The following is a 19,221-nucleotide window of genomic DNA, read 5'->3' on the forward strand; positions in this document are numbered from 1 at the left end:
CATCATCGGCTGGGACACCGATCCACGCGAAGCGCTGTCGACAGACGGCCGCCGCATCGCCGAAGACGTCCTGGGCGCGAATTTCGTAACGCTGACCCTCCCGGGGCAGCGCCCCGTCCATCGCGGAGCGCCGACCAAGATCCTCGAAGACCTTCACGAGCTGGCGCGCCCATACTTCAGGCGGCAACCATTCGTCGTACTCCGCCCCGACCACTATGTCTGCGCGAATCCCTCGTCGACTGCGCTCGACAGCACTGTATGGAAGTTGGCGAAGCAGATCTCGAAGGCGCACACCGAGGCCCGGGAGTGAACCGGCGTCTGGACATCATTTGCCGATTCGAGACGCTGCCGGCGCGGCTCGTGCCCAAGCGGTGACAGTGGCGGATCACCGCTGATCGACAGGTTCGCCACCCGTTCGGCCATCTCCATGGCCGAACGGCGGTGATCGACCTGTTCGGCCGTGCCACCGAGACCTTCGCGGCTACGCTGCCACACCGCCGAGGTCAACCGGAAGTGTGTCGATCCTCCGCAGGTTCGTAGCGCCTCAGCAGACTCAGGGCCGCGAGGACGCTCGCCAAGGCGATGGCAGCGTAGCCGAGCACAATGCCCCACTGCGCGCTGCGCGGCTGGCTCACTACCTCACCTGCTGTCGATGAGACGAATCCGCTCGCAGCCAGGACGAAGCCGTAGATGCCTGCACCTGCCGCAGCTCCGATGGTCTCGCCGGCCGACCAGATCCCGGCGAGAACCCCCGCACGGCGGCGGCCGGATTCGTTCGCGTCGGCCGCCAAGGTGTCGGCGAGCATCGCTTGCGGCAGGATCTGCGCCCCGGCGAAGCCGATTCCGGCGATCAGGATGGCCGCGCAGGCGACCTCGAACCGCACGGAATGCTCGACACGTGGTAGGGCCGCGACCGCGAGAGCACCTGCGCCGAGGATCGAAAGCGCCACGGTCAGGCAGGCCTTCTTACCCCAGGCCGACGCAGCACGACGCCACGCCGGCATCGTCAGCAACATCGGTCCCACCGCGCAGAGGAACAACGCCGCGATCGCACTGTCCGATCCGAGAATCTGGACCGACAGATAGGGCAGCCCGGCCAACGTGACGGAGATGACCACCTCGATGAGCACGAACACCCCCAGCAGAGTGCGAAACGGGCGGTGCCGATAAGCCGTGGTCAGCGTTTCACGCAGCGATCCCACTGTCAGCGACTGGCTCGCCACCACGGCGTGGGTGGATCCGCGAGCGCTGTAGATCGCGCCGCACGCGCCGACAACGATCACGCCGCCCATCACGAGCGCCAGCACACAGTAGTGATGACGGTCGCCGCCCTCGGCTCCAGCGAACGAGGATGTCACCGCTGCGACGACAAGCATCGCCGCACCCAGCCAGGCGGTCCGCCACACCATCATCGACGTGCGTTCCGCCGAACTCGCCCCGAGCTCGGCGGGCAGGACACTGTAGGGGATCACGAAGGCCGAGAAGCCGAGGCCGGTCACGGCCAGCGCGGCGCCTACCCACCAGGCAGCACCGTTTCCGCTGACGGGGGCGGAAAAGATGGCCACGAACCCCAGCGGGAGCACGACCGCTCCCGCAATCATCCACGGTCTGCGCGGGCCGAGACGTGACACGGTCGAGTCGGTCAATCTCCCGATGACCGGGTTGTACACCAGGTCGAGCAGCTTGGGTACCAGGACGACGAATCCTGCCGCCGCGGCGGCCACACCGAGTGTGTTCGTCAGGTAGTGCAAGAGGACGAGGCCGGGCACCATGGCATACGTCGCCGTTGCCAGGGAACCCAGGCCATAGGTCATCCGAAGGCGCGCCGCGAGGGCGAACCCAGTATGTGGGTCGACGGCGGTCAGCGTCACGTCCCCTCCTCGCAGAGCACGTTCACGTCCGGCTCGCTGTCCGAATCGTGGTGGTTGATGGCGGGCGGGGCTCCGCAGGCGACCCGCGCTCTGCCGACCCCGACACTCCTTCCGACGGACTGCTCGAGTGTTCAACGCGGGGAGGTTTGGGTTCGGGGTGCGCGGAGCAGGGCGCCGAGAGCGGCGGCCGCGACGACAGCCGCCACGACAATCAGCGAGGCCGACAAGCCGTCGATGAAGGCTGAGCGGACGGCTGCCGCCAAGGGCTCACCTTGCGGACCCAGCTGCGATGCGGCCTGTAGCCCTGCGGCGGCGGAGGATTCGACCGCGTGCGCGGCTGCGGGTGGCAGTTGATCCAGCGCGGGCAGTGACGATGTGTAATGGCTCGAGAACACCGAGCCCATGAGGGCGATGCCGATCGCGGCGCCGACCTCCCGGGTGGCGTCGTTCATGGCGGATGCGACGCCTTGCTGATCGGCGCGCAGTGATCCGACGATGACCGAGGTGCCCACGGCGCTGGTCACACCCACACCGAAACCGGCGATCACGAGGCCACCGAGAAAGGGCAGGTAGCCGGAGTTCGCGTGCAGCAACGACAGCGCGTAGATGCCGGCGGCGAGCAGCAGCAGGCCTCCGCTCATGACCGCTTTGATCCCCATCCGCTCGGTCAGCAGGGGAGTCAGCACACTGACCGGCATGACCACCACCGCGATGGGAACCAGCGCGATCGCGCTCTGCAACGCGCTGTAGCCGAGGATCAACTGCAGATATTGCAGCCCGACGAAGAAGAAGCCGAATATGGCGAGGAACTGGACGAGAACGGTGACCGCTCCGGAGCGAAACCCGGGAATGCCGAACAGGCGCGGATCGAGCAGCGCGTGCTTGTTGCGGAACCCGAGTACGGCGTACAGCGCTAGCGCCGCTGCGGAAACAGCGAAGCTTCCCAGCACCCGAGCGCTGGTCCATCCGGCTTCGCTGCCTTCGATGATGCCGTACACGAGCGCGCCGATCGCGACCGCGCTCGTATACGCGCCGAGGTGGTCGAGTGGGTGGTCTTCCTCGTCGCGGGTGTTGGGCGCCAGGAGCAATGCCAGCAACCCACCGACCACCGCCATGATCGCGCTGGCCACGAAGATCGAGCGCCAACTCCATACTTCGAGCAACAACCCGGCGGCGAGCATGCCGAGGATCGCGCCCGCGGCAGCGAATCCGGACCAGATCGCGACGCCGTGGCTGCGGCGTTCGGCCGGAAACGCCGCGGTGATGGTCGACAGCGTGCCCGGCATGATCATCGCGGCGCCGATGCCCATGACCGCGCGCCAGGCGATCAGGGTGGTCGTCGAATCGGCGAACGCGGCGGCAGCCGAACCGATCGCGAAGACCACGGTGCCGCCGATCAGTACATCGCGTCGGCCGAACTTGTCGCCGAGCGCACCGATCGGCAATACCAGCGCGGCCAGCGCGACCGTGTAAGCGTCCGCGATCCAGGTCAGCGATGTGGTCGAAGCCGACAGATCCACCGCGAGCTCCGGCATGGCCAGATTGAGCGCCGATACCGACGCCACCACGAGCACCAGGCAGATGCACATCGCCGTCAGGATGCCGCTGGTACTCACGCGCCCAGCCAGAACCTCGGCCGCTGGGCTCGGACTGCCAGGCGCACTCGCCCTGGTTTCGTCCACATCTCCTCCTCGATCTCCGATTTCGCGCGCTGCCGAGCTCAAACGGCAACTCCAGCACAATTCTGACTATATCGTCACTTATGACATAGAGATCAGTCAAGCAACGTAGCAGCGGCCTCCACTCCGTGCGGCGAGGATGCGCTGCCGTGCGGTAGAAGCACAGTCGGACCCGTTCTGGTTAGTGCACCTTCATGTCGCCCATCACGACGAATCGCGAGTCGGGCTGGATGTCGCGGTCGAGTTGGTCGCTCATAATGGTTACAACGTTGCCTATACCCTTGCGGGAGTCAAGGGCGGGTGAGCGAGTGCTTGACACCACGGTAAAATATCGGTCACACTGTATCCGTATTATTCGCATGATCGCTCGACCTTTGAGCGTGAGGATGGTTCACCCTTTGCCGGTCGCCGATCTGTGTCGGCCGAGGCGCGAGCCCCTTGTCGAGCCACGACGGGGGCGTACCGGCGTGCCCGACCGCATGCCCTTTCGGCCTGTCCGCTGATTTGCCCTCGCGGGTGACTGGAGAAACGAATGAGCCGCACACTGTTGCGTGGTGCGCAGGTGATCACCATGGCGCCGGATCGTCCCGACGTCGAGGACGTCGACATCCTCGTCGAGGGTGACCGGATCATCGAGATCGGTGATCGGCTCGATCCAGTGGGTGCCGACGTCGTCGAGCTCGCGGGCCGGATCGTCATTCCCGGGCTTGTCAACGCTCACCTGCACTCCTGGCAGACGGCGATGCGTTTCGCGGGCGCGGACTGGTCACTTCCGGAATATCTTGTCCACGCTCATGGCGTTGCTGCGCGACATTATCGTCCGCAGGACATCCATATAGGGACGTTCGCCGGGGCCCTCAACCAGATCGACGGTGGTGTGACGACCATCGGCGATTGGTCCCACAATTGCGTGACACCGGACCACGCGGACGCGGCGATCGACGCGTTGCAGCAGGCGGGCATCCGGGCGGTGTTGCTGCATGGCACTCCGCACGGTCTGCGCGATCGGGTGCACGACACCCGGGAGATCGACCGCCTGCTCGGCGGAGCGATCGCCACGAGCGAGTTGCTCTCACTGGGGATGGCCGTAGCGGGCCCGCAATTATCGAAGCCCGAAGTGGCGGTGGCGGATCTGCGTGCGGCCGCCGAACGTGGACTGCTGGCGTCGATGCATCAGAGCGCCGGACCGCCCGGTCCGGGCTGGCAGGCCGTCAGCGCCGCCGGCTTGTGGGGGCCCTTGACCAACATCGTGCATGGCACGGGTTTGACCACTGCTTGGGTGAAACTGTTGGTCGAGGCCGGGGTCAGCTTCACAACGACGCCGGAAAACGAACTGGGCCAGGGCCACTGCGCGCGAGTGACCGATCAGCTGCTGGGCCTGGGCGCGGCACCGTCGCTGGGTACCGACACCGAAATCGTCGCGCCGGGGGAAATGTTGGTCGCCGCGCGGCTGGTGTTGGCACGCCAGCGTGGCCTCGCGCATGAGCAGGCGCACGCGAGAACCGGCCTGGGTGCGCCGGTGGTCTCGCTCGGTGTGAAGCAGGCGCTGGCGTGGGCGACCGTGGAGGGTGCGCGCGCGCTGGGCATGGCCGACCGGATCGGTCGCATCGAGGTGGGCATGCAGGCCGATCTCGTTGTGATCGACACGCGTGCGCTCAACCTGTGGCCGCTGCACGATCCGATTGCCGCGGCTCTGCATGCCAACGCCGGCAATATCGAAGCGGTCATGATCGCAGGACGCTGGCGCAAACGCCACCACCAGCTCGTGGACTGTCCTGTGGACGACATCTTGCAGGCATTGCAGCGGTCGGGTGAACGTTTCGTCGACCAGATCAACGCGACTGGCCGTGTCGCGCGCATTCGACGGCGCGTGGTGGGGCACGTGGTGCGTCGGCAGTTACGGCAGCAAGCGCGTGGATCGGCGCACGATGCGCTGACATCGCATGAAACTCCGCCACAAGACCGTTGAGGGTGCCTCTCGACAGGGGAGTCGAATCCGCGTGGCAGGTGTTCAACAGCAGGGAACGGCACCGCGCCGGTCGCAGTGCCAGCGTGCTCTGGCCGCGTCGTACCGGCAAGTTCGATTTCCACAGTAATTCATGCATGCACTTACTGGATCCCGATGCCGGAATTGAGCCGGACGCGCTGTGGACTATCGAGCACTCTTGGGATCGATGTCCGAACGCGGAATGCTGAGGTCGCGACGGATTTATTTCGTCAGTCCGAGCAGTGCGGCGGTGAGTCCGTAGTCGGGACCGAAATCCTGCATGTTTCCGGTACGGCAGCCGTCGGCTTTCATCTGGATTCGCTCGCAGAACAGGCTGACTATTTCACCGTTGAGGGCGGTTAAGAGCATCATTTTCACACGGGCATGTCCATGCTCTCGGTCGACCAGGTTGTCGATGTTCTGAAACACCATGGGTGTCAGGTCGACAACCTCGGTGAGGCCGTAAGCATTGGCGCGGAGCTGGTCGGTCACCTTCGTCAGTCCGGACAGGGAGTCCGCCAGTTGCTGCTGGTACTGCCCGAATGTGCCTGAGGTGTTGGCAAGGAAGGCGCTGAGCTGCTCCAGCGTAGCCTGTAGACCGGGCGCCTGCTCGGCGAGCAACCCGTTCATTTGCGTTACTTTGTCACTGAAATCCCGCACCGTGCGGTCGTTTTCCGCGAGTATCGAGGTGAGTTCGTTCAGTCTGATGATGATATTCGAGACCGCGTCCTTGTTGTCGGTGCCGACCTTCAGGGCGCTCGACAGCGCCTGGAGAGTGTCGCGGATCTTCGTGCCGTTGCCCTCGAGAAGCGGGTGCAGCACTCGGCCCGACAGCGGGCCGGACCCTTCCATCTCGTCTTGCGGCTTCAGCGCGGCGGTGAACCGATCAATGGTTTGGATGAGTGTGTCGAGCTCGACGGGAGTCTTGGTACGCGACTTCGGCAGGTGGGCACCGTCGGCAAGCATCTCGCCGTGGGTGTAGACGGGGGTGAGCTCGATGTGGCGGTCGGTGACAATGGACGGCGATATCAACACAGCCATCGCGTCTTTTGGGATCTTCACATCAGACTTGATCGACAGATGCACCTCGATGACGGTGCTCTTCGCTACGATTCTCTCGACCCTGCCGACCTCGAGCCCGAGCACGGTAACAGGATTGCCTACATAGACGCCGGCGATATTGTCGAAGTCGGCGGTGATGCGCGTTGGTTCATTGCCCACGTGCGGCAGCAGCGAGCAGCCGCTCACCGTGAGCGCGGCGACGCCGATCACGAATGCCTTGGCCGCGTTGCACTTTGTCCGGGCAGCGAATGTCAGCATGGATATCCCCTGTGGTCTCGCATGACGCGCGACCTCTCTGTAAGACGAATAACGTGGTTTACGATCGTGGGCTGGGCGGGGTTTGGATGAGACTGCCGGAAACTGGTCGTCGAACACCTATCGCCATGTCGGCCACCCACGGCAATTCATCGCGTCTCAGCGGGCTGCACGACGCTCGGACGGCGCGGCAATAGCCGCGCAAACGACCGCAAACGACGCGCGTAAGACAACGATTTCCATCGGAGACCTTCCTTGCATTGTCGCCACCAGTAGGCAGCCGGAAGCCCGGCTGCGCCTACAAACCGTCGGTCGGCGCGGCATATGGCGAGGACGCCGGCCTTTCTCGGCGTCGTCGGTGTCACTGTACACAGTTCCGGCAACGATGTGCCCGAAATTTGCGAATTGGCTGGCATTGCTCGCATCCCCGATAGACGCCGGTCGCGGCGCAGCTCAGAACCCCCGCTCGATCCAGTGAGGCAGTTGCGGTGCTTCGATGCCTATGGTGGTGCCGTCGCCGTGACCGGTGTACACCCGGGTGTCTTCTGGTAGGGCCAACAGGCGCTGCTCTATCGAACCGATGATGGTGGGGAAATCGGAGAAGGAGCTGCTGGTCGCGCCTGGCCCTCCGGAGAAAAGAGTATCTCCCGAGAACAGGGCTTTGGCCTCGGGCAGGTGCAGGCAGATGGAGCCGGGGGAGTGTCCGGGAGTGTGGATTACCTCGGCGGTTGTCCCAGCGATCGCGATACGTAGCGAGTCGGTGGCAGCCCAGTAGCGCTGTCCGGAGTGACTCATGTCCCAGAGGGTTTGATCTGCGGGATGCAAAAGCACTGGCGCATAGAGCTTTTCGCCGAGCTGGGGTGCGAAGGTGATGTGATCGTTGTGGCCGTGGGTACAGATCACCGCGACGACGTTGCGATTGCCGACTGTTTGAATGATCGCTTCGGCATCGTGGGCGGCGTCGACGACGACGACCTCTTCGTCGTTGCCGATCACCCACACATTGTTGTCGACCTCCCACACGCCGCCGTCCAGTTCGAAGGTGCCGCTGGTCACCACGCGGTCGATACGGAGCCCCCCGCTCACAGGATGACCACCGAACGGAGCACATCACCGGTGCGCATCCTCTGGAAGGCCGCCTCGACCTCGTCGATCTTGATGCGCTCGGTGACGAACTTTTCCAGCGGTAGCCTGCCTTGTTGGTAGAGATCTACCAATGCCGGAAAGTCTCGTTCGGGTAGGCAGTCGCCGTACCAGGACGACTTCAACGCGCCACCGTGAGAGAACAAGTCCAGCAGTGGGATATCGAGTCGCATGTCAGGGCTCGGCACACCGACGAGTACCACGGTGCCGGCCAAATCGCGGGCATAGAATGCCTGCTTCCACGTCTCGGGGCGACCCACCGCATCGATGACGACATCGGCGCCGAACCCGTCGGTGAGTTCCTGCACGGCGGTGACTACGTCGACGTGGGAAGCATCAATGGTATGTGTGGCACCAAGGTCTCTGGCCCAGGCGAGCTTTCGTCGATCACGGTCCACGGCGATGATCTTCGATGCACCGACCAGGCGTGACCCCACGATCGCGGCGGCGCCTACGCCGCCGCAGCCGATGACTGTGACGGAATCGCCACGGCCTACGTCGCCGGTGTTCACCGCGGCACCCAATCCCGCCATCACGCCGCAACCGAGCAGTCCGACGACAGCAGGGTCGGCGGTGGGGTCGACTTTCGTACACTGCCCGGCGTGTACCAGCGTCTTCTGCGCGAACGCCCCGATCCCGAGCGCTGGGCTGAGCTTCGTGCCATCCTCGAGCGTCATGGGCTGGCCGGCGTTGAACGTGCTGAAGCAGTACTGGGGACGCCCGCGTTTGCAGGCGCGGCATCGACCGCAGACCGCGCGCCAGTTCAAGATGACGAAGTCGCCAGGTTGCACCGAATCCACACCCGCCCCGACGGTTTCGACGGTGCCGGCGGCTTCGTGCCCGAGCAGGAAGGGGAACTCATTGTTGATCCCGCCCTCCCGGTAGCTCAGATCTGTATGGCACACCCCGCACGCGGCGATCGCGACGACGACCTCACCGGCGCCTGGGTCGGGAATGATGATGTCGGTGAGCTCGACGGGAGCTCCTTTCGCACGAGCGATTACGCCGCGCACCTTCTGAGGCATTTGGTTTCCTTTTCTTCACAAGCATGCGCCGGTCGATGAGCGACCGGGATTCATCCGGCACTCATCGGGTGGCGCCGGACAGTGTCATCGGACACGCGAGGACGAGCAGAGCTGTGATGACGGCGGGAAGACGTGGCCGAGGACCTGCTGCCCAAGTTCGGGACATCCACGAGGCCGGTCGAATCTGCCAGCTCATCTGCCCTTCCTCGATGCGCTGCCGCAGGGCTAGATGGAGCCAGTCATCTTCCTCAATGCCGCGACGGATTTCCGGATCCCGTAAGCGACAACCGTCGGTCGCATGTCAGCCCGTTTCCAGGTGAGCAGAGCGGCTCCGTCCGCGATGCTGCCCTCTACACTGGTCGGTTCGCCGACAAGTGGCAGCGGCCCAACGATTTTGATGGATACCCCCAGTATTTCGGTCCAGAAGTAGTCGTCGGTGGCGGACGTTGAAGATGCGAGCCCGAGGGCCGACGCGGCGGCGACCTTGCCTTGTGCCACAGCGTTGGACCAGAACGGGGCCCGTCGGCCGTCGCGGATCGAGTAGGCGACATCGCCGGCCGCGTAGACCCCGGCAGTCGTTGTCGCACACAAATGATCGATACCGATGCCGCGTTCGTCGGCTACGCCGGAGCCGTCGAGCCACGAGGTATTCGGTACTTCCCCGGCGCAGGTGACCACGAGGTCGGCGGTCGATACCGATCCGTCGCCGAGAATGACACCGCAGACCGGATCGTCTGCAAGGGTGACCAACCGGGGAGTTTGCACTATCCGGACGCCGTGTTCTTCGGCCCGTGCGCGTACGACGTCGGAAAGGAAAGGCCCGAGGATGCGCCGCAACGGAGGGTCGACGTCGATCACGGTGACCGCGACGCCGCGCGCGACGCACGCGCTGGCGACCTCCATTCCCAGGAACCCGGCGCCGACCACGATCGCTGAGGTGGCGGTCGAGAGCCTCGCTCGCAACATCCGCGCGTCCTCCAGTGTCCGAAGGACCAGTTCCCCGGTCTGTCCACAGGCGGCCAGCCGCCGTGCGTCGGCGCCGGTCGCGGCGATGAGCGCGTCATATGCGAGGGTGCGGCCGGTTGCGGTGGTGACGGTGCGGGCGTCGCAATCGGTGCTGACGGCGGCTTCGCGGAGGAGATCTATCTCCAGGTCGTCGAGCCGATACGGCAGAGAGCCCTCGGCGGCCGGGTCGTGCAGGACCGCCTTGGACAATGGTGGTCGCGAGTAACCGCCGAGTTCGTCGGCGCCGATGATGGTCAGTCGACCGGTGTGTCCTAGGGTGCGCAATTCACGCGCCGCGGTGATCCCGGCGATGGACTCGCCGACGACGACGATCGAGCGGGAGGAGGTCATGACTGCTCTCGCAGGATCGCTACCGGGCAGGAACTGATGGCCGCGCGCGCGGCGGTGACGTGCTCTTCGGGGACGTCACCGCCCTCGAATCGGTAAGTCAATTCGCCTGCGTCATCGAGTTCGAACACGGCGGGGGCCTGCTCGGCGCACATGCCATGGCCTTCGCAGCGAAGGTAGTCGACGGAGATCTTCATTGCGATTCGTCCTTCAGGCGGGAATGAGTTGCAGGGGAAGGTTTTCGAAGCGGTGGATGATGTTGTTCATCGCCCATTCCGGTCGCCCGGCGATCTCGATGCGTTCCACGCGTTCGAGCAGTGCGGCGAGGATGGCCTGGGTTTCCAGCCGGGCCAGACCCTGGCCTGCGCAGCCGTGGGTGCCGTGGCCGAAGCCCAGTTGGCGGGATGCGTCGCGGCGGATGTCGAAAGTGTCGGGAGAATCCCACTCGAGTGGATCCCGGTTCGCCGAGGAGTACATCACCACCACCCGTGCGCCCTCGGGAATGGTGACCCCCGCCAGGGCGACGTCACGAATTGTCTTGCGCGAAAACGCCCGCAGCGGTGACTCGTAGCGCACCACCTCATTCACCGCATTGGCGATCATCGTGGGGTCGGACCGCAGTAGCTGCCACTGGTGCGGATGGGCGGCGAACAGGTACAGGGCGCTGGAGATCGCACTGATCGTGGTGTCCAGTGAGGGTGCGAGAAAGTCGATCATCATGGCCGGGCACTCGTTGTGCGCGATCTTGCCTTCATCGGCGGCCTGGAGGATCTCCGCACCCGCGCTTCCGGGCAGTAGCTGCCGGTCGCGAGCGAGGCGGCGGGTGAATCGCATCATCTCGATGCTGGCCGGAGCGGTTCGGATCGATTGGTTGTTGATCGGCCCGAGTGAGTCGAAAGTGGCTCCAGCCCAACGCAATAAGTGCTCGCGGCCGTGCTGTGGCCATCCGATCAAATCGGGTACGACCGACATCGGCAGTGTGGTAGCCAATTCGACGCCGTCGATCCGGCCACGCGCTATAGCAGCTTCGACGGCCGCGACCGCTTGCCGCTCGACCGTCTCACGCATTGTGCGCAGCGCCTTGGGGGTCAATCGTCGGCCTAGTAGCGCACGCCGCCGGCTGTGGTCTTCGCCGTCACTGTTGAGGGTGGTGCCACGCGAAAGCCGGTTGGCGACAGGATTCAGTCCGACGCCCTCGCCGGAGATGAAAGTGTCGTCAGCGAGTAGGGCAGCCTTGCACTCGGCATAGCGCGGTAACGCGTATGCCCGCTGCCTTGCCAGCCACACGACCGGACCCAACTCGCGCATCCGGGCGTAGTGCGGATACGGATCCATGATCGCGTGCCGCGAGTACAGGTCCGGCTGGTAAACGGGGACACCAGCAGTTTTACGCATTGAAACTCCTCAACACCAGCGATCGTCCGTCGTTGGCTCATCACCGGATCGCCCCGGCCGAATCCCGCCTCGAACTGGATTCGGGCGATTGAATCGCCGGGCCGATCTGTGGCCTGAATCTCAGGTTAGCCCTTTGATTGACTTGATGTCAATGACATGGAATCAACTTGTGTTTCCCACGGTGGCGGCCCAGTATCGGAGGAGGCGACGGCAGGCAACAGGAGGGACACCGATGACCGCGACAACCGGGAAGGGACGTACGACCATGCGTGCTGCGCAGGCCGCCGAGACCCGCCAGCGCCTCCTCGACGCCGCAGTCGAGGCGTTCTCCGAACACAGCTACGACGAGGTGGCCGTGGCCGACATCGCAAAAGCCGCCGAGGTGGCCCATGGACTGCTGTTCCATTACTTCGGCAACAAGCGCGGCATCTATCTGGCGGCCTTACGGGATGCCTCAACCCGGATCGTGCAAGCTCAGGGGCTCGATCCCGAGCTTCCTATCGTCCAGCAGATCCGCGCGGGATTCCGCGCGCACCTCAGCTATCTCGCCGCACACCGCGGGCTCGCGCTGCGGCTGGTTCTAGGCGGACGAAGCGCTGATCCCGAGGCATTCGAGGCTTTCGAAGCGGGTCGATGGCAGACGATCGAGGGGTGGACCACCCTGTTGGGACTCGACCCTCGAATTCCCGCCTTGCGCATGATGATGCGGTCTGCCGCTGGTGCGGTCGATGAGGCGACCCTCTACTGGTTACAGAACGGAGAACCCTTCGACATCGAATCCATGATCGATGCGCTGATCCCGATGGTGGTTGCCGGGCTGCGTGCTGCCGCTCAACTCGACCCCGCCCTCGATGTGGACACCGCCACGCGAACATTGCTGGATAGTCGCAGGCGGTGAAGTTGCACCAGTGAGGTGCACTCGCCGACGCTGCGGCGATCGCGTCCGGCTCGGCCAGGCCGCGCAGGCGGCGGAGGTCGAATTCGTTGTCATCGCGCAAGGCCTCGAAAACCGCGCGTGCTTCCCGCATAGATTCCCGACCGGGACTGATGCCGAGGAAGTCTCTGGTCGGGGCGGCCCCGACTGGGCCAAGCCCGAGGCGGCCATCGGCGTCCAGCCGGGCTCGACAGTTGCGTCGAACAGGTCACCGTCGGCGAAGTGCTCGACGACGCCGATCGATGACCACTTCTGGACCGAGATTCTCGGTGTGCCGATCCAAGGCGTCGGGCCGCTTCCGTTTTAGGGAACCGGACGCGCCGCGCGCGACCATGCCGCGGTAATATCAGGTGGCGCCCCGCCACTGCAACACCTCTAGGGCGGCGGCGATGTGCAGCGTATTGGTGTCCAAGGGGCGAGGGAGAAGTTCGTCTACTCGCGCCAAGCGTCTGATGACCGTGTTGCGGTGGACGTGCAGACGGGCTGCGGTGCGTGCCACGCTGCATTGTTCTCGCACGTACGTCAACACCGTCTCTCGCATGTGATCGCTCTCGTTCGCGAGATCACCCAGGGTGTGATGGATGAAGTGATCAGTACGCTCGTGGTCGGCGGCTAGGAGCGATACGAGCCGCACCTCGTCGTAGGTGGCGACGCGTCGGCTGGATCGCAGGCGTGTGAGCATCTGTTGTGTAGACAAGGCATCAAGGTGGGTGCGGCGGAAGCCTTCGATTCCGCGCGCCGTGGAACCAACCGCGATACAGACATCGGGGATGTCGCGAACTCGTTCAGCGAGTGTCTGGGCGTCTACGGTCACCTCGCCCGGCAACCATACCCAAATGGTGGCGGCGCCGGGAATGATCGTGAGCGGGTTAGGGCTCTGCGCGCATTTGACCAGAACCCCGACCGCTTGCTCCAGACGTCTCAGTTCGGAATCAGGCTGGGTGTGCCATGCAATGGCGGCGGTGTGGGTTTGACTGAGGTCGTATCCGAGTCGCATTTCGGCGCGCTCGCGTGTGATCGGTGCGCCCTCGAGCAATAGCGCTACGACTTCACGCCGTTCGGGGGCTGATCCCCTGAGCAGCTCCTCACGTTCAGCGTGAATGAGTTCAGTGATCATTGCCAGGGTCGCTTCGACGAACTCGCCGATCGATTGTGCCGAGACGATGAGAAGTGCCTCCAATTCATCGACCTCGGAGGTCAGCGAGAACGCGAGGCGCACCCACAGTTTCCAGGCCGCGTTTTGGCCGATGCGATAACTGGTCACTGTCAATTCATCGAGACCTCGCCGCACCAGATCGCGTGTGATATCGACGATGTCGGCGTCCAGCACAGGAGCCACGGGCGCGCCAGGGTCGCTGATATTGGACACTGCCCATCTCAGAATGGTCGCTCGCGCCGCACGCTCGGATTCGGCCGCCAGCACCGGCTCGCTGACGCTGACTTCCATGCCAGGTGAACTCAGGAAGGTCCGGGTGAATTCATCGAGCCACCCGGACTTGTGCTGAACGAGGAGTTCAGCGCCGATACGTAGCAACTCGCGAATCCGCTCGGGCGGCCGGTCCCAGGACACCCCCTGAGTGTATGCACATGATGGTGCGAGTCACACCGTTCTATGGGAAAAACGGTGCATTTCGTACCTTGTTGTCGGCATGGGCGCGGTCGACACTGATGACGCCAGATGTCCACCAACCCCACGCCCCGCTGCATCGTGGCTGCCACTGCGCGAGTGAAGGAAGCCCCCATGACAGTGAATTCGCCGCACGAAGAACTGGGCCGGTGCCCCGTTGCACACGGGCAGCAACCTGCGTCTTGGCCGACCCGCTACGCGGCGCGGTTGGGGATGGGGCAGCGTCGACGTCCGCCGGGCGTGCCGGTCTACGACGAAGACATCTACTCGGTCGCGGCGATCCGTGATCCCTACCCGCATTACCGCGCCATGCGCGCACTTGGTCCCGTGGTGTGGTTACAGAAGCAAGGCGTGTACTCGATCACCCAGTATGCCGAGGTCAGACAAGTTCTGGCTGATGACGCCACGTACCGGTCGTCCAACAGCGTCTCGTTGCAACCTATACCGCGGAAGGTCGGCAAGAAGAGCACCTTGCTGAACGACGGCGATGTGCATGCAGCTCAGAGAAAGCTTGTCGCCCATCGGCTGACGCCGCGAGCATTGCGTTCCATGCGAGCAGAGGTCGATGGTCTAGCCGATCAGGTTGTGAAGGCGGCGGTCGACCGAGACGGGATCGACGGAGTCGAAGACATCGCTCTCCGCTTGCCGCTCAGTGTTGTTCCGGATCTGATTGGTTGGCCTCATCGCAGCCGCGACCAGCTCGTGAATTGGGCGGGAGCCATTTTCGACATGATGGGACCGCTCAACTCTGTGTCGGTCCGATCCGTGCCGGCCAGTCTCCAGATGCTGTATTTCGTTCATGACCTCGCCCGCAAGCGAGACGTATTGCCCGGCAGCATGGCCCATGAACTGATCGAGGGTATCGAGCAAGGCCGGGTGGACGCGTCGCAGTTACCCACATTCTTGATGGACTACCTGGGGCCCTCCATCGATACCACAGCCAGCGCAATAGCTGCGGCCCTATGGCTTTTCGCCACTCACCCGGATCAGTGGACATTGTTGCGGGACAGAAAGACTCGCTCCTTGTCGAACACCGTGAACGAGGTGGTTCGGATCGAGTCACCTCTGCGTGCGTTCGCCCGCCGCTCCGAGGTCGACTCGGTCGTCGCCGGTGTTCGGATACCAGCGGGCTCGCAGCTCCTCGTCATGTATGCATCGGCAAACCGGGATGAGAAGGCGTGGACTGCCCCCGATCGGTTCGACATCACCCGTGATGCCTCCGCGCAAATCGGATTCGGCTATGGCACCCACGGTTGTGCAGGGCAGGGCCTGTCACGCATGGAAACCGAAGCCATCTTGGGCGCACTGCTGCGCTACGTCGATCGCATCGAGTTGACCGGCACACCAGAGGTGGCGGTCAACAACGTGATCCACCGCTTCGAAACGCTTCCGCTTCGCCTCGTCGGCCGGAGAGATCAGTGAATCTCCTGCCGATCACATCCAGCACACACCTACATACCCACAAGGAGGAGATGCGGTGCCGCGCTTCGACCATGTATCCGACCTGACCCATGATGTGGCGGTCATCGGGCTGGGCCCGGTCGGCGAGATGGCCGCGATTCTGCTCGCGCGCTCAGGATTGACAGTGTTGGCCATCGAGCGGCAGCCCGCGGCGTATGCGCATCCACGAGTCGGGGTTCTCGACGGTGAGGCCCTCCGTGCATTGCAGAAGGCGGGTTTGTACGAGCGGGCCGCGCAGACCATGCTGCTCAATATGGGCGTGCAATGGCTCTCGCGCCGCGGCGAGGTGCTGGCCACCGCCCTGCCGATCGAGCGCCCGCAGGGCCATCCTTGGCTGAACGCTATCTATCAGCCGCTCCTGGACGGCACGTTGCGGAATGCGCTCGACGAGCTGACCGGCGTCGACGTCCGGCTGGGCAACACGTTGACGTCCGTGGATCAGGACAACGAGGCAGTCGAACTGACATTCGTTGACGCAGAGGGCAATCCGGCACGGGCCCGAGTCCGGTATGCACTCGGATGCGACGGCGCAAACAGCGCAACGCGCGCCGCGATCGGAGTCGAACTTGTCGGTTCGACGTACCAGGAGCCCTGGCTCATCGTCGACGCGAAGCTGCCGGAGCCTGTCGCGCACTTGCCGTACGTGCAGTTCAGGATGGACCCGGGCGGGCCGCGGATGACGACCCGGTTGGCGGCCGGCAACCATCGGTGGGAGCGCATGGTGATGCCAGACGAAGATCGCGCGGAACTGCTCGAACCCGCAGCAGCCCGGGCTGTCGTCGCGCAGCACGCAGATCCGGACTCCGCTGAGATCCTGCGCCATGTGATCTACACCTTCTCAGCAAAATGCGCCGACCGATGGCGCGTGGGCCGAGTATTCCTGTGCGGAGACGCCGCCCATCTCATGCCGCCGCTTGCAGGGCAGGGCCTGAACTCCGGTATCCGTGACGTCGTCAACCTGACATGGAAGATCGCCAGTGTGCTTGCCGGCGCACCGGATTCCATCTTGGAGTCCTACGAACCTGAACGGCGGCCGCACGTCGAAGAAATGACCAAGCTGTCGGTGCGCATCGGCCGATTCGTGATGATGCGGTCACCCGCCGGAGCCGCCGCGCGTGACGCTGCATTCCGGGCTCTGCTGGCTGTTCCACGAATACGCCGCATAGTCACGGAGGGCACCGGCCGGAAACCCGCCACCTATACACGAGGCTTCCTTGGCGAAACACCTACGCGGCATTCATCAGTGGGTCGGCTCTTCCCGCAGCCACAGGTGCGCACATTCGATGGCTCACAATGTCTTCTCGAGGACATCACCGGATCGGGGTGGCGCATCGTCGGCTGGGGCCAGGACCCCCGCGTCGCGTTGACATCCGAAGGCCGAACGCTGGCCGAAGACGGACTCCGCGCGACCTTTCTCACCTTGTGCTCTCCTGGTGAGCGGCCGCACGAACCAGGCGCCCGTACGGATGTTTTCGAGGACATCAACAACCTCACCCGGCCGCTTCTCCAGCCCCACCCCTTCGCCATCGTGCGGCCGGATCACTACGTCTACGCTAACCCCTCTGCCGCAGCGCTCGACGCTACCGTCAGGACCCTCGCCCGCCGCATGTCGCACCGAAGCCGACAAGACCGTGAGCCGGCAGATGACACCGACACACGGACCCTGGCTCCCTCCGATCTACACCTCGGATTCACCGCTCGGGGTATGTGGGGCTTGGCGCCGGTGTGGGGCCGGTTCGAGCAGGCAACCGGTTCGCTTACCTGGCGACCGGACGACACGGCTCGTGTCCGATTGGAAATAGCCAGCGCAAGCATCAACTCCGGCAACGCGTTCCGTGATCGCCACTTGCGTGGGCCCGACTTCCTCGACACAGCGCGGTACCCGCTGATTACGTTCACCGGCGAGGCCGCCCGCACCGGGACAGGAATGCGTATCACTGGCGCGCTCACGATTGTGGGCAACACGTGTGACGAGGTGATCGATGTAAACACCGCTGCGGAAGGAGAAACCCTCACCGGCTGTGCGACCGCGTCGATAAGCCTTTCCACGTACGGCATCCGGCCCCGCCTCGGGATGGTCCGCCCGGAGGTGCAGCTCAACCTGTCTGGTCGACTGTTGTAGCCAAGCCGCATGCCCGGCGCCGAGAGCGAAGCCGGCGATCGGGTCGCGCCAGACCGAATTGGCATGGTGGGCGCGGCGTCGGGTGTTGTATAAGCGCACAGACGACCGTGACTGCCGGTGTGAAACAGGCACTGTGGCGCTGGAGCCTGCCGTCGAATAGTGGGCGCGGCGCCTTCCGCGCGGGCGCTGATACAGCTCGAGCGGCGTCATGGTTTCGACTGCCTAGTTGCGCGTGGCCCGATCCCACCACACGTGGCGGCCCGTGGACTTCTTCGAGAATGGTGTCAAGGTTGTTTCGCGGAAGCTCCATGTATTCGCATCGACTAGTTTGCGATCGGCATCGCCGTCACGAGTGAACCGCGTTGGAGGTATTTGGCTTCTTGGGGCCGCTGAGCTGCGAATACATTGTCGGCCCGCGGCCCAGCAGCGGCCGTGCGCGGCGGGTAGCTTCGGCATAGGTGGCCGATCCGTCGCGGACGACGACCTCGACGTCTGGATTGTTCCGCAGACATGTTTCGAGGGTTTCGGACTTACGGTGGGCCAAGACGTCGATCCGTTCGTGAGTGACGGCGTCGATGACAGCTGTTCCATTCACGAAACGTCCTGTAGCACTGCGGGGTTGGACAGGCCAGCCGTCGGACCCGCACCCGCACGATGACCAGGCGACCGTCGACGGGCAGATCGGCGACGGTCCTGTGATAGTTGCTGTGGACTTTCTCCGACACCGCGCCGCAGCCAGCACACCGCCGGGCCGGCGCTGTCCTGGCCTGCACCACGACCCGCAAGCCCTCATCGAAAACCAGCACTGTCGAACCCGAGAACACGAGCCCCACAGCGATATTCGCCTTACACTCCAGGGCAGCGCGCCCCCATGCGGTCACCACGTGCCACCGGAAGTGAGCCAGAGCCGTTGTTCCGACAGTCCCAAAACCCCAGACGCTGCTCCAGTGGGTCAGCGGGCTATTTTGTCAGTCCGAGTAGTGCGGCGGTGAGCCCGTAGTCGGGTCCGAAGTCCTGCATGTTTCCGGTGCGGCAGCCGTCGGCCTTCATCTGGATGCGCTCGCAGAACAGGCTGACGATCTCACCGTTGAGGGCCGTGGGGATCATGAAATGGGCACGGACATATCCCTTGTCGCGGTCTACGATATTGTTGATGTTCTGAAACACGAGCGGTGTGAGGTCGGCGACTTCGGTGAGGCCGTAGGCGTTGTCGCGCAGCTGCTGGGTCACGTTGGTCAGGCCGCTCATCGTGCCCTGCAACTGATCCTGGTATTGCGTGAGCGTGGTGCTCGTGTTCTGCAGGAAGG

At 64.2% G+C, this 19,221-nt stretch carries 15 protein-coding genes and 3 pseudogenes; 5 read left to right on the forward strand and 13 right to left on the reverse strand.

The features are described from left to right. Nucleotides 1-55 precede the first annotated feature (55 nt). Nucleotides 56-310 carry a hypothetical protein gene (locus tag ON27_RS46180; protein ID WP_506330636.1) on the forward strand — a complete coding sequence of 85 codons (255 nt, stop codon included), beginning with the start codon at nt 56-58 and terminating at the stop codon, nt 308-310. Here the strand turns inward: ON27_RS46180 and ON27_RS32615 are convergent. The 3 genes from ON27_RS32615 to ON27_RS32625 form a co-directional block, all read right to left on the reverse strand. Then, nucleotides 214-507, reverse strand: coding sequence for a hypothetical protein (locus ON27_RS32615; protein ID WP_043736272.1), 294 nt, complete (start codon nt 505-507; stop codon nt 214-216). The two genes, ON27_RS46180 and ON27_RS32615, sit on opposite strands and share 97 nt — an antisense overlap. Next, nucleotides 504-1,871, reverse strand: coding sequence for an MFS transporter (locus ON27_RS32620; protein ID WP_157227562.1), 1,368 nt, complete (start codon nt 1,869-1,871; stop codon nt 504-506). The genes ON27_RS32615 and ON27_RS32620 overlap by 4 nt, the downstream gene beginning before the upstream one ends. A gap of 131 nt (nt 1,872-2,002) precedes the next feature. Next, nucleotides 2,003-3,487, reverse strand: coding sequence for an MFS transporter (locus tag ON27_RS32625; protein WP_245560441.1), 1,485 nt, complete (start codon nt 3,485-3,487; stop codon nt 2,003-2,005). A 595-nt stretch (nt 3,488-4,082) separates the two neighbouring features. On the opposite strand from ON27_RS32625, the gene ON27_RS32630 reads away from it, so the two are divergent. Next, complete coding sequence (locus tag ON27_RS32630) at nt 4,083-5,519, forward strand: amidohydrolase family protein (protein WP_051047234.1); 1,437 nt, start codon at nt 4,083-4,085, stop codon at nt 5,517-5,519. Nucleotides 5,520-5,759: 240 nt separating this feature from the next. Here ON27_RS32630 and ON27_RS32635 read toward each other — a convergent pair whose 3' ends face one another. The 6 genes from ON27_RS32635 to ON27_RS32660 form a co-directional block, all read right to left on the reverse strand. Further along, the gene (locus ON27_RS32635) at nt 5,760-6,857 is read right to left on the reverse strand and encodes an MlaD family protein (protein WP_051047235.1); all 1,098 of its coding nucleotides are present in this window, start codon (nt 6,855-6,857) and stop codon (nt 5,760-5,762) included. 450 nt (nt 6,858-7,307) lie between these two features. Then, a complete protein-coding gene (locus tag ON27_RS32640; protein ID WP_043736277.1) occupies nt 7,308-7,940 on the reverse strand; it encodes an MBL fold metallo-hydrolase in 633 nt (210 codons plus the stop codon). Then, nucleotides 7,937-9,022 carry an S-(hydroxymethyl)mycothiol dehydrogenase gene (locus ON27_RS32645; protein ID WP_043736279.1) on the reverse strand — a complete coding sequence of 362 codons (1,086 nt, stop codon included), beginning with the start codon at nt 9,020-9,022 and terminating at the stop codon, nt 7,937-7,939. Before ON27_RS32645 ends, ON27_RS32640 begins: the two co-directional genes overlap by 4 nt. A gap of 225 nt (nt 9,023-9,247) precedes the next feature. Next, nucleotides 9,248-10,378, reverse strand: a complete 1,131-nt coding sequence (locus ON27_RS32650; RefSeq protein WP_043736281.1) for an NAD(P)/FAD-dependent oxidoreductase — start codon at nt 10,376-10,378, stop codon at nt 9,248-9,250. Next, nucleotides 10,375-10,572 (reverse strand): ferredoxin, encoded by a 198-nt coding sequence (locus ON27_RS32655; protein WP_040787029.1) that lies wholly within the window; start codon nt 10,570-10,572, stop codon nt 10,375-10,377. The genes ON27_RS32650 and ON27_RS32655 overlap by 4 nt, the downstream gene beginning before the upstream one ends. A gap of 13 nt (nt 10,573-10,585) precedes the next feature. Further along, on the reverse strand, nt 10,586-11,770 hold the full coding sequence (locus ON27_RS32660) for a cytochrome P450 (protein ID WP_043736284.1): 1,185 nt from the start codon (nt 11,768-11,770) through the stop codon (nt 10,586-10,588). Between the two features lie 232 nt (nt 11,771-12,002). On the opposite strand from ON27_RS32660, the gene ON27_RS40300 reads away from it, so the two are divergent. Then, the gene (locus ON27_RS40300) at nt 12,003-12,668 is read left to right on the forward strand and encodes a TetR/AcrR family transcriptional regulator (RefSeq protein ID WP_157227564.1); all 666 of its coding nucleotides are present in this window, start codon (nt 12,003-12,005) and stop codon (nt 12,666-12,668) included. A gap of 55 nt (nt 12,669-12,723) precedes the next feature. Here ON27_RS40300 and ON27_RS45095 read toward each other — a convergent pair. Both ON27_RS45095 and ON27_RS32675 read right to left on the reverse strand, forming a co-directional pair. Beyond that, nucleotides 12,724-12,938, reverse strand: a pseudogene (locus ON27_RS45095) (VOC family protein); the annotation flags it as partial. A gap of 112 nt (nt 12,939-13,050) precedes the next feature. Beyond that, the gene (locus tag ON27_RS32675) at nt 13,051-14,274 is read right to left on the reverse strand and encodes a PucR family transcriptional regulator (RefSeq protein WP_043736293.1); all 1,224 of its coding nucleotides are present in this window, start codon (nt 14,272-14,274) and stop codon (nt 13,051-13,053) included. 171 nt (nt 14,275-14,445) lie between these two features. Between ON27_RS32675 and ON27_RS32680 the strand changes: the two genes are divergently transcribed. Next, nucleotides 14,446-15,753, forward strand: a complete 1,308-nt coding sequence (locus ON27_RS32680; protein WP_306306971.1) for a cytochrome P450 — start codon at nt 14,446-14,448, stop codon at nt 15,751-15,753. A 55-nt stretch (nt 15,754-15,808) separates the two neighbouring features. Further along, nucleotides 15,809-17,914 (forward strand): bifunctional 3-(3-hydroxy-phenyl)propionate/3-hydroxycinnamic acid hydroxylase, encoded by a 2,106-nt coding sequence (locus ON27_RS32685; protein WP_157227566.1) that lies wholly within the window; start codon nt 15,809-15,811, stop codon nt 17,912-17,914. Nucleotides 17,915-18,341: 427 nt separating this feature from the next. Here the strand turns inward: ON27_RS32685 and ON27_RS41890 are convergent. Together ON27_RS41890 and ON27_RS32690 are read right to left on the reverse strand one after the other, a co-directional pair. After that, a pseudogene (locus tag ON27_RS41890) lies at nt 18,342-18,771 on the reverse strand (transposase family protein); the annotation flags it as partial. A 103-nt stretch (nt 18,772-18,874) separates the two neighbouring features. Further along, nucleotides 18,875-19,221, reverse strand: a pseudogene (locus tag ON27_RS32690) (mammalian cell entry protein); the annotation flags it as partial.

This window comes from Nocardia asiatica NBRC 100129, from assembly GCF_000308415.1.
GTDB lineage: Bacteria > Actinomycetota > Actinomycetes > Mycobacteriales > Mycobacteriaceae > Nocardia > Nocardia asiatica.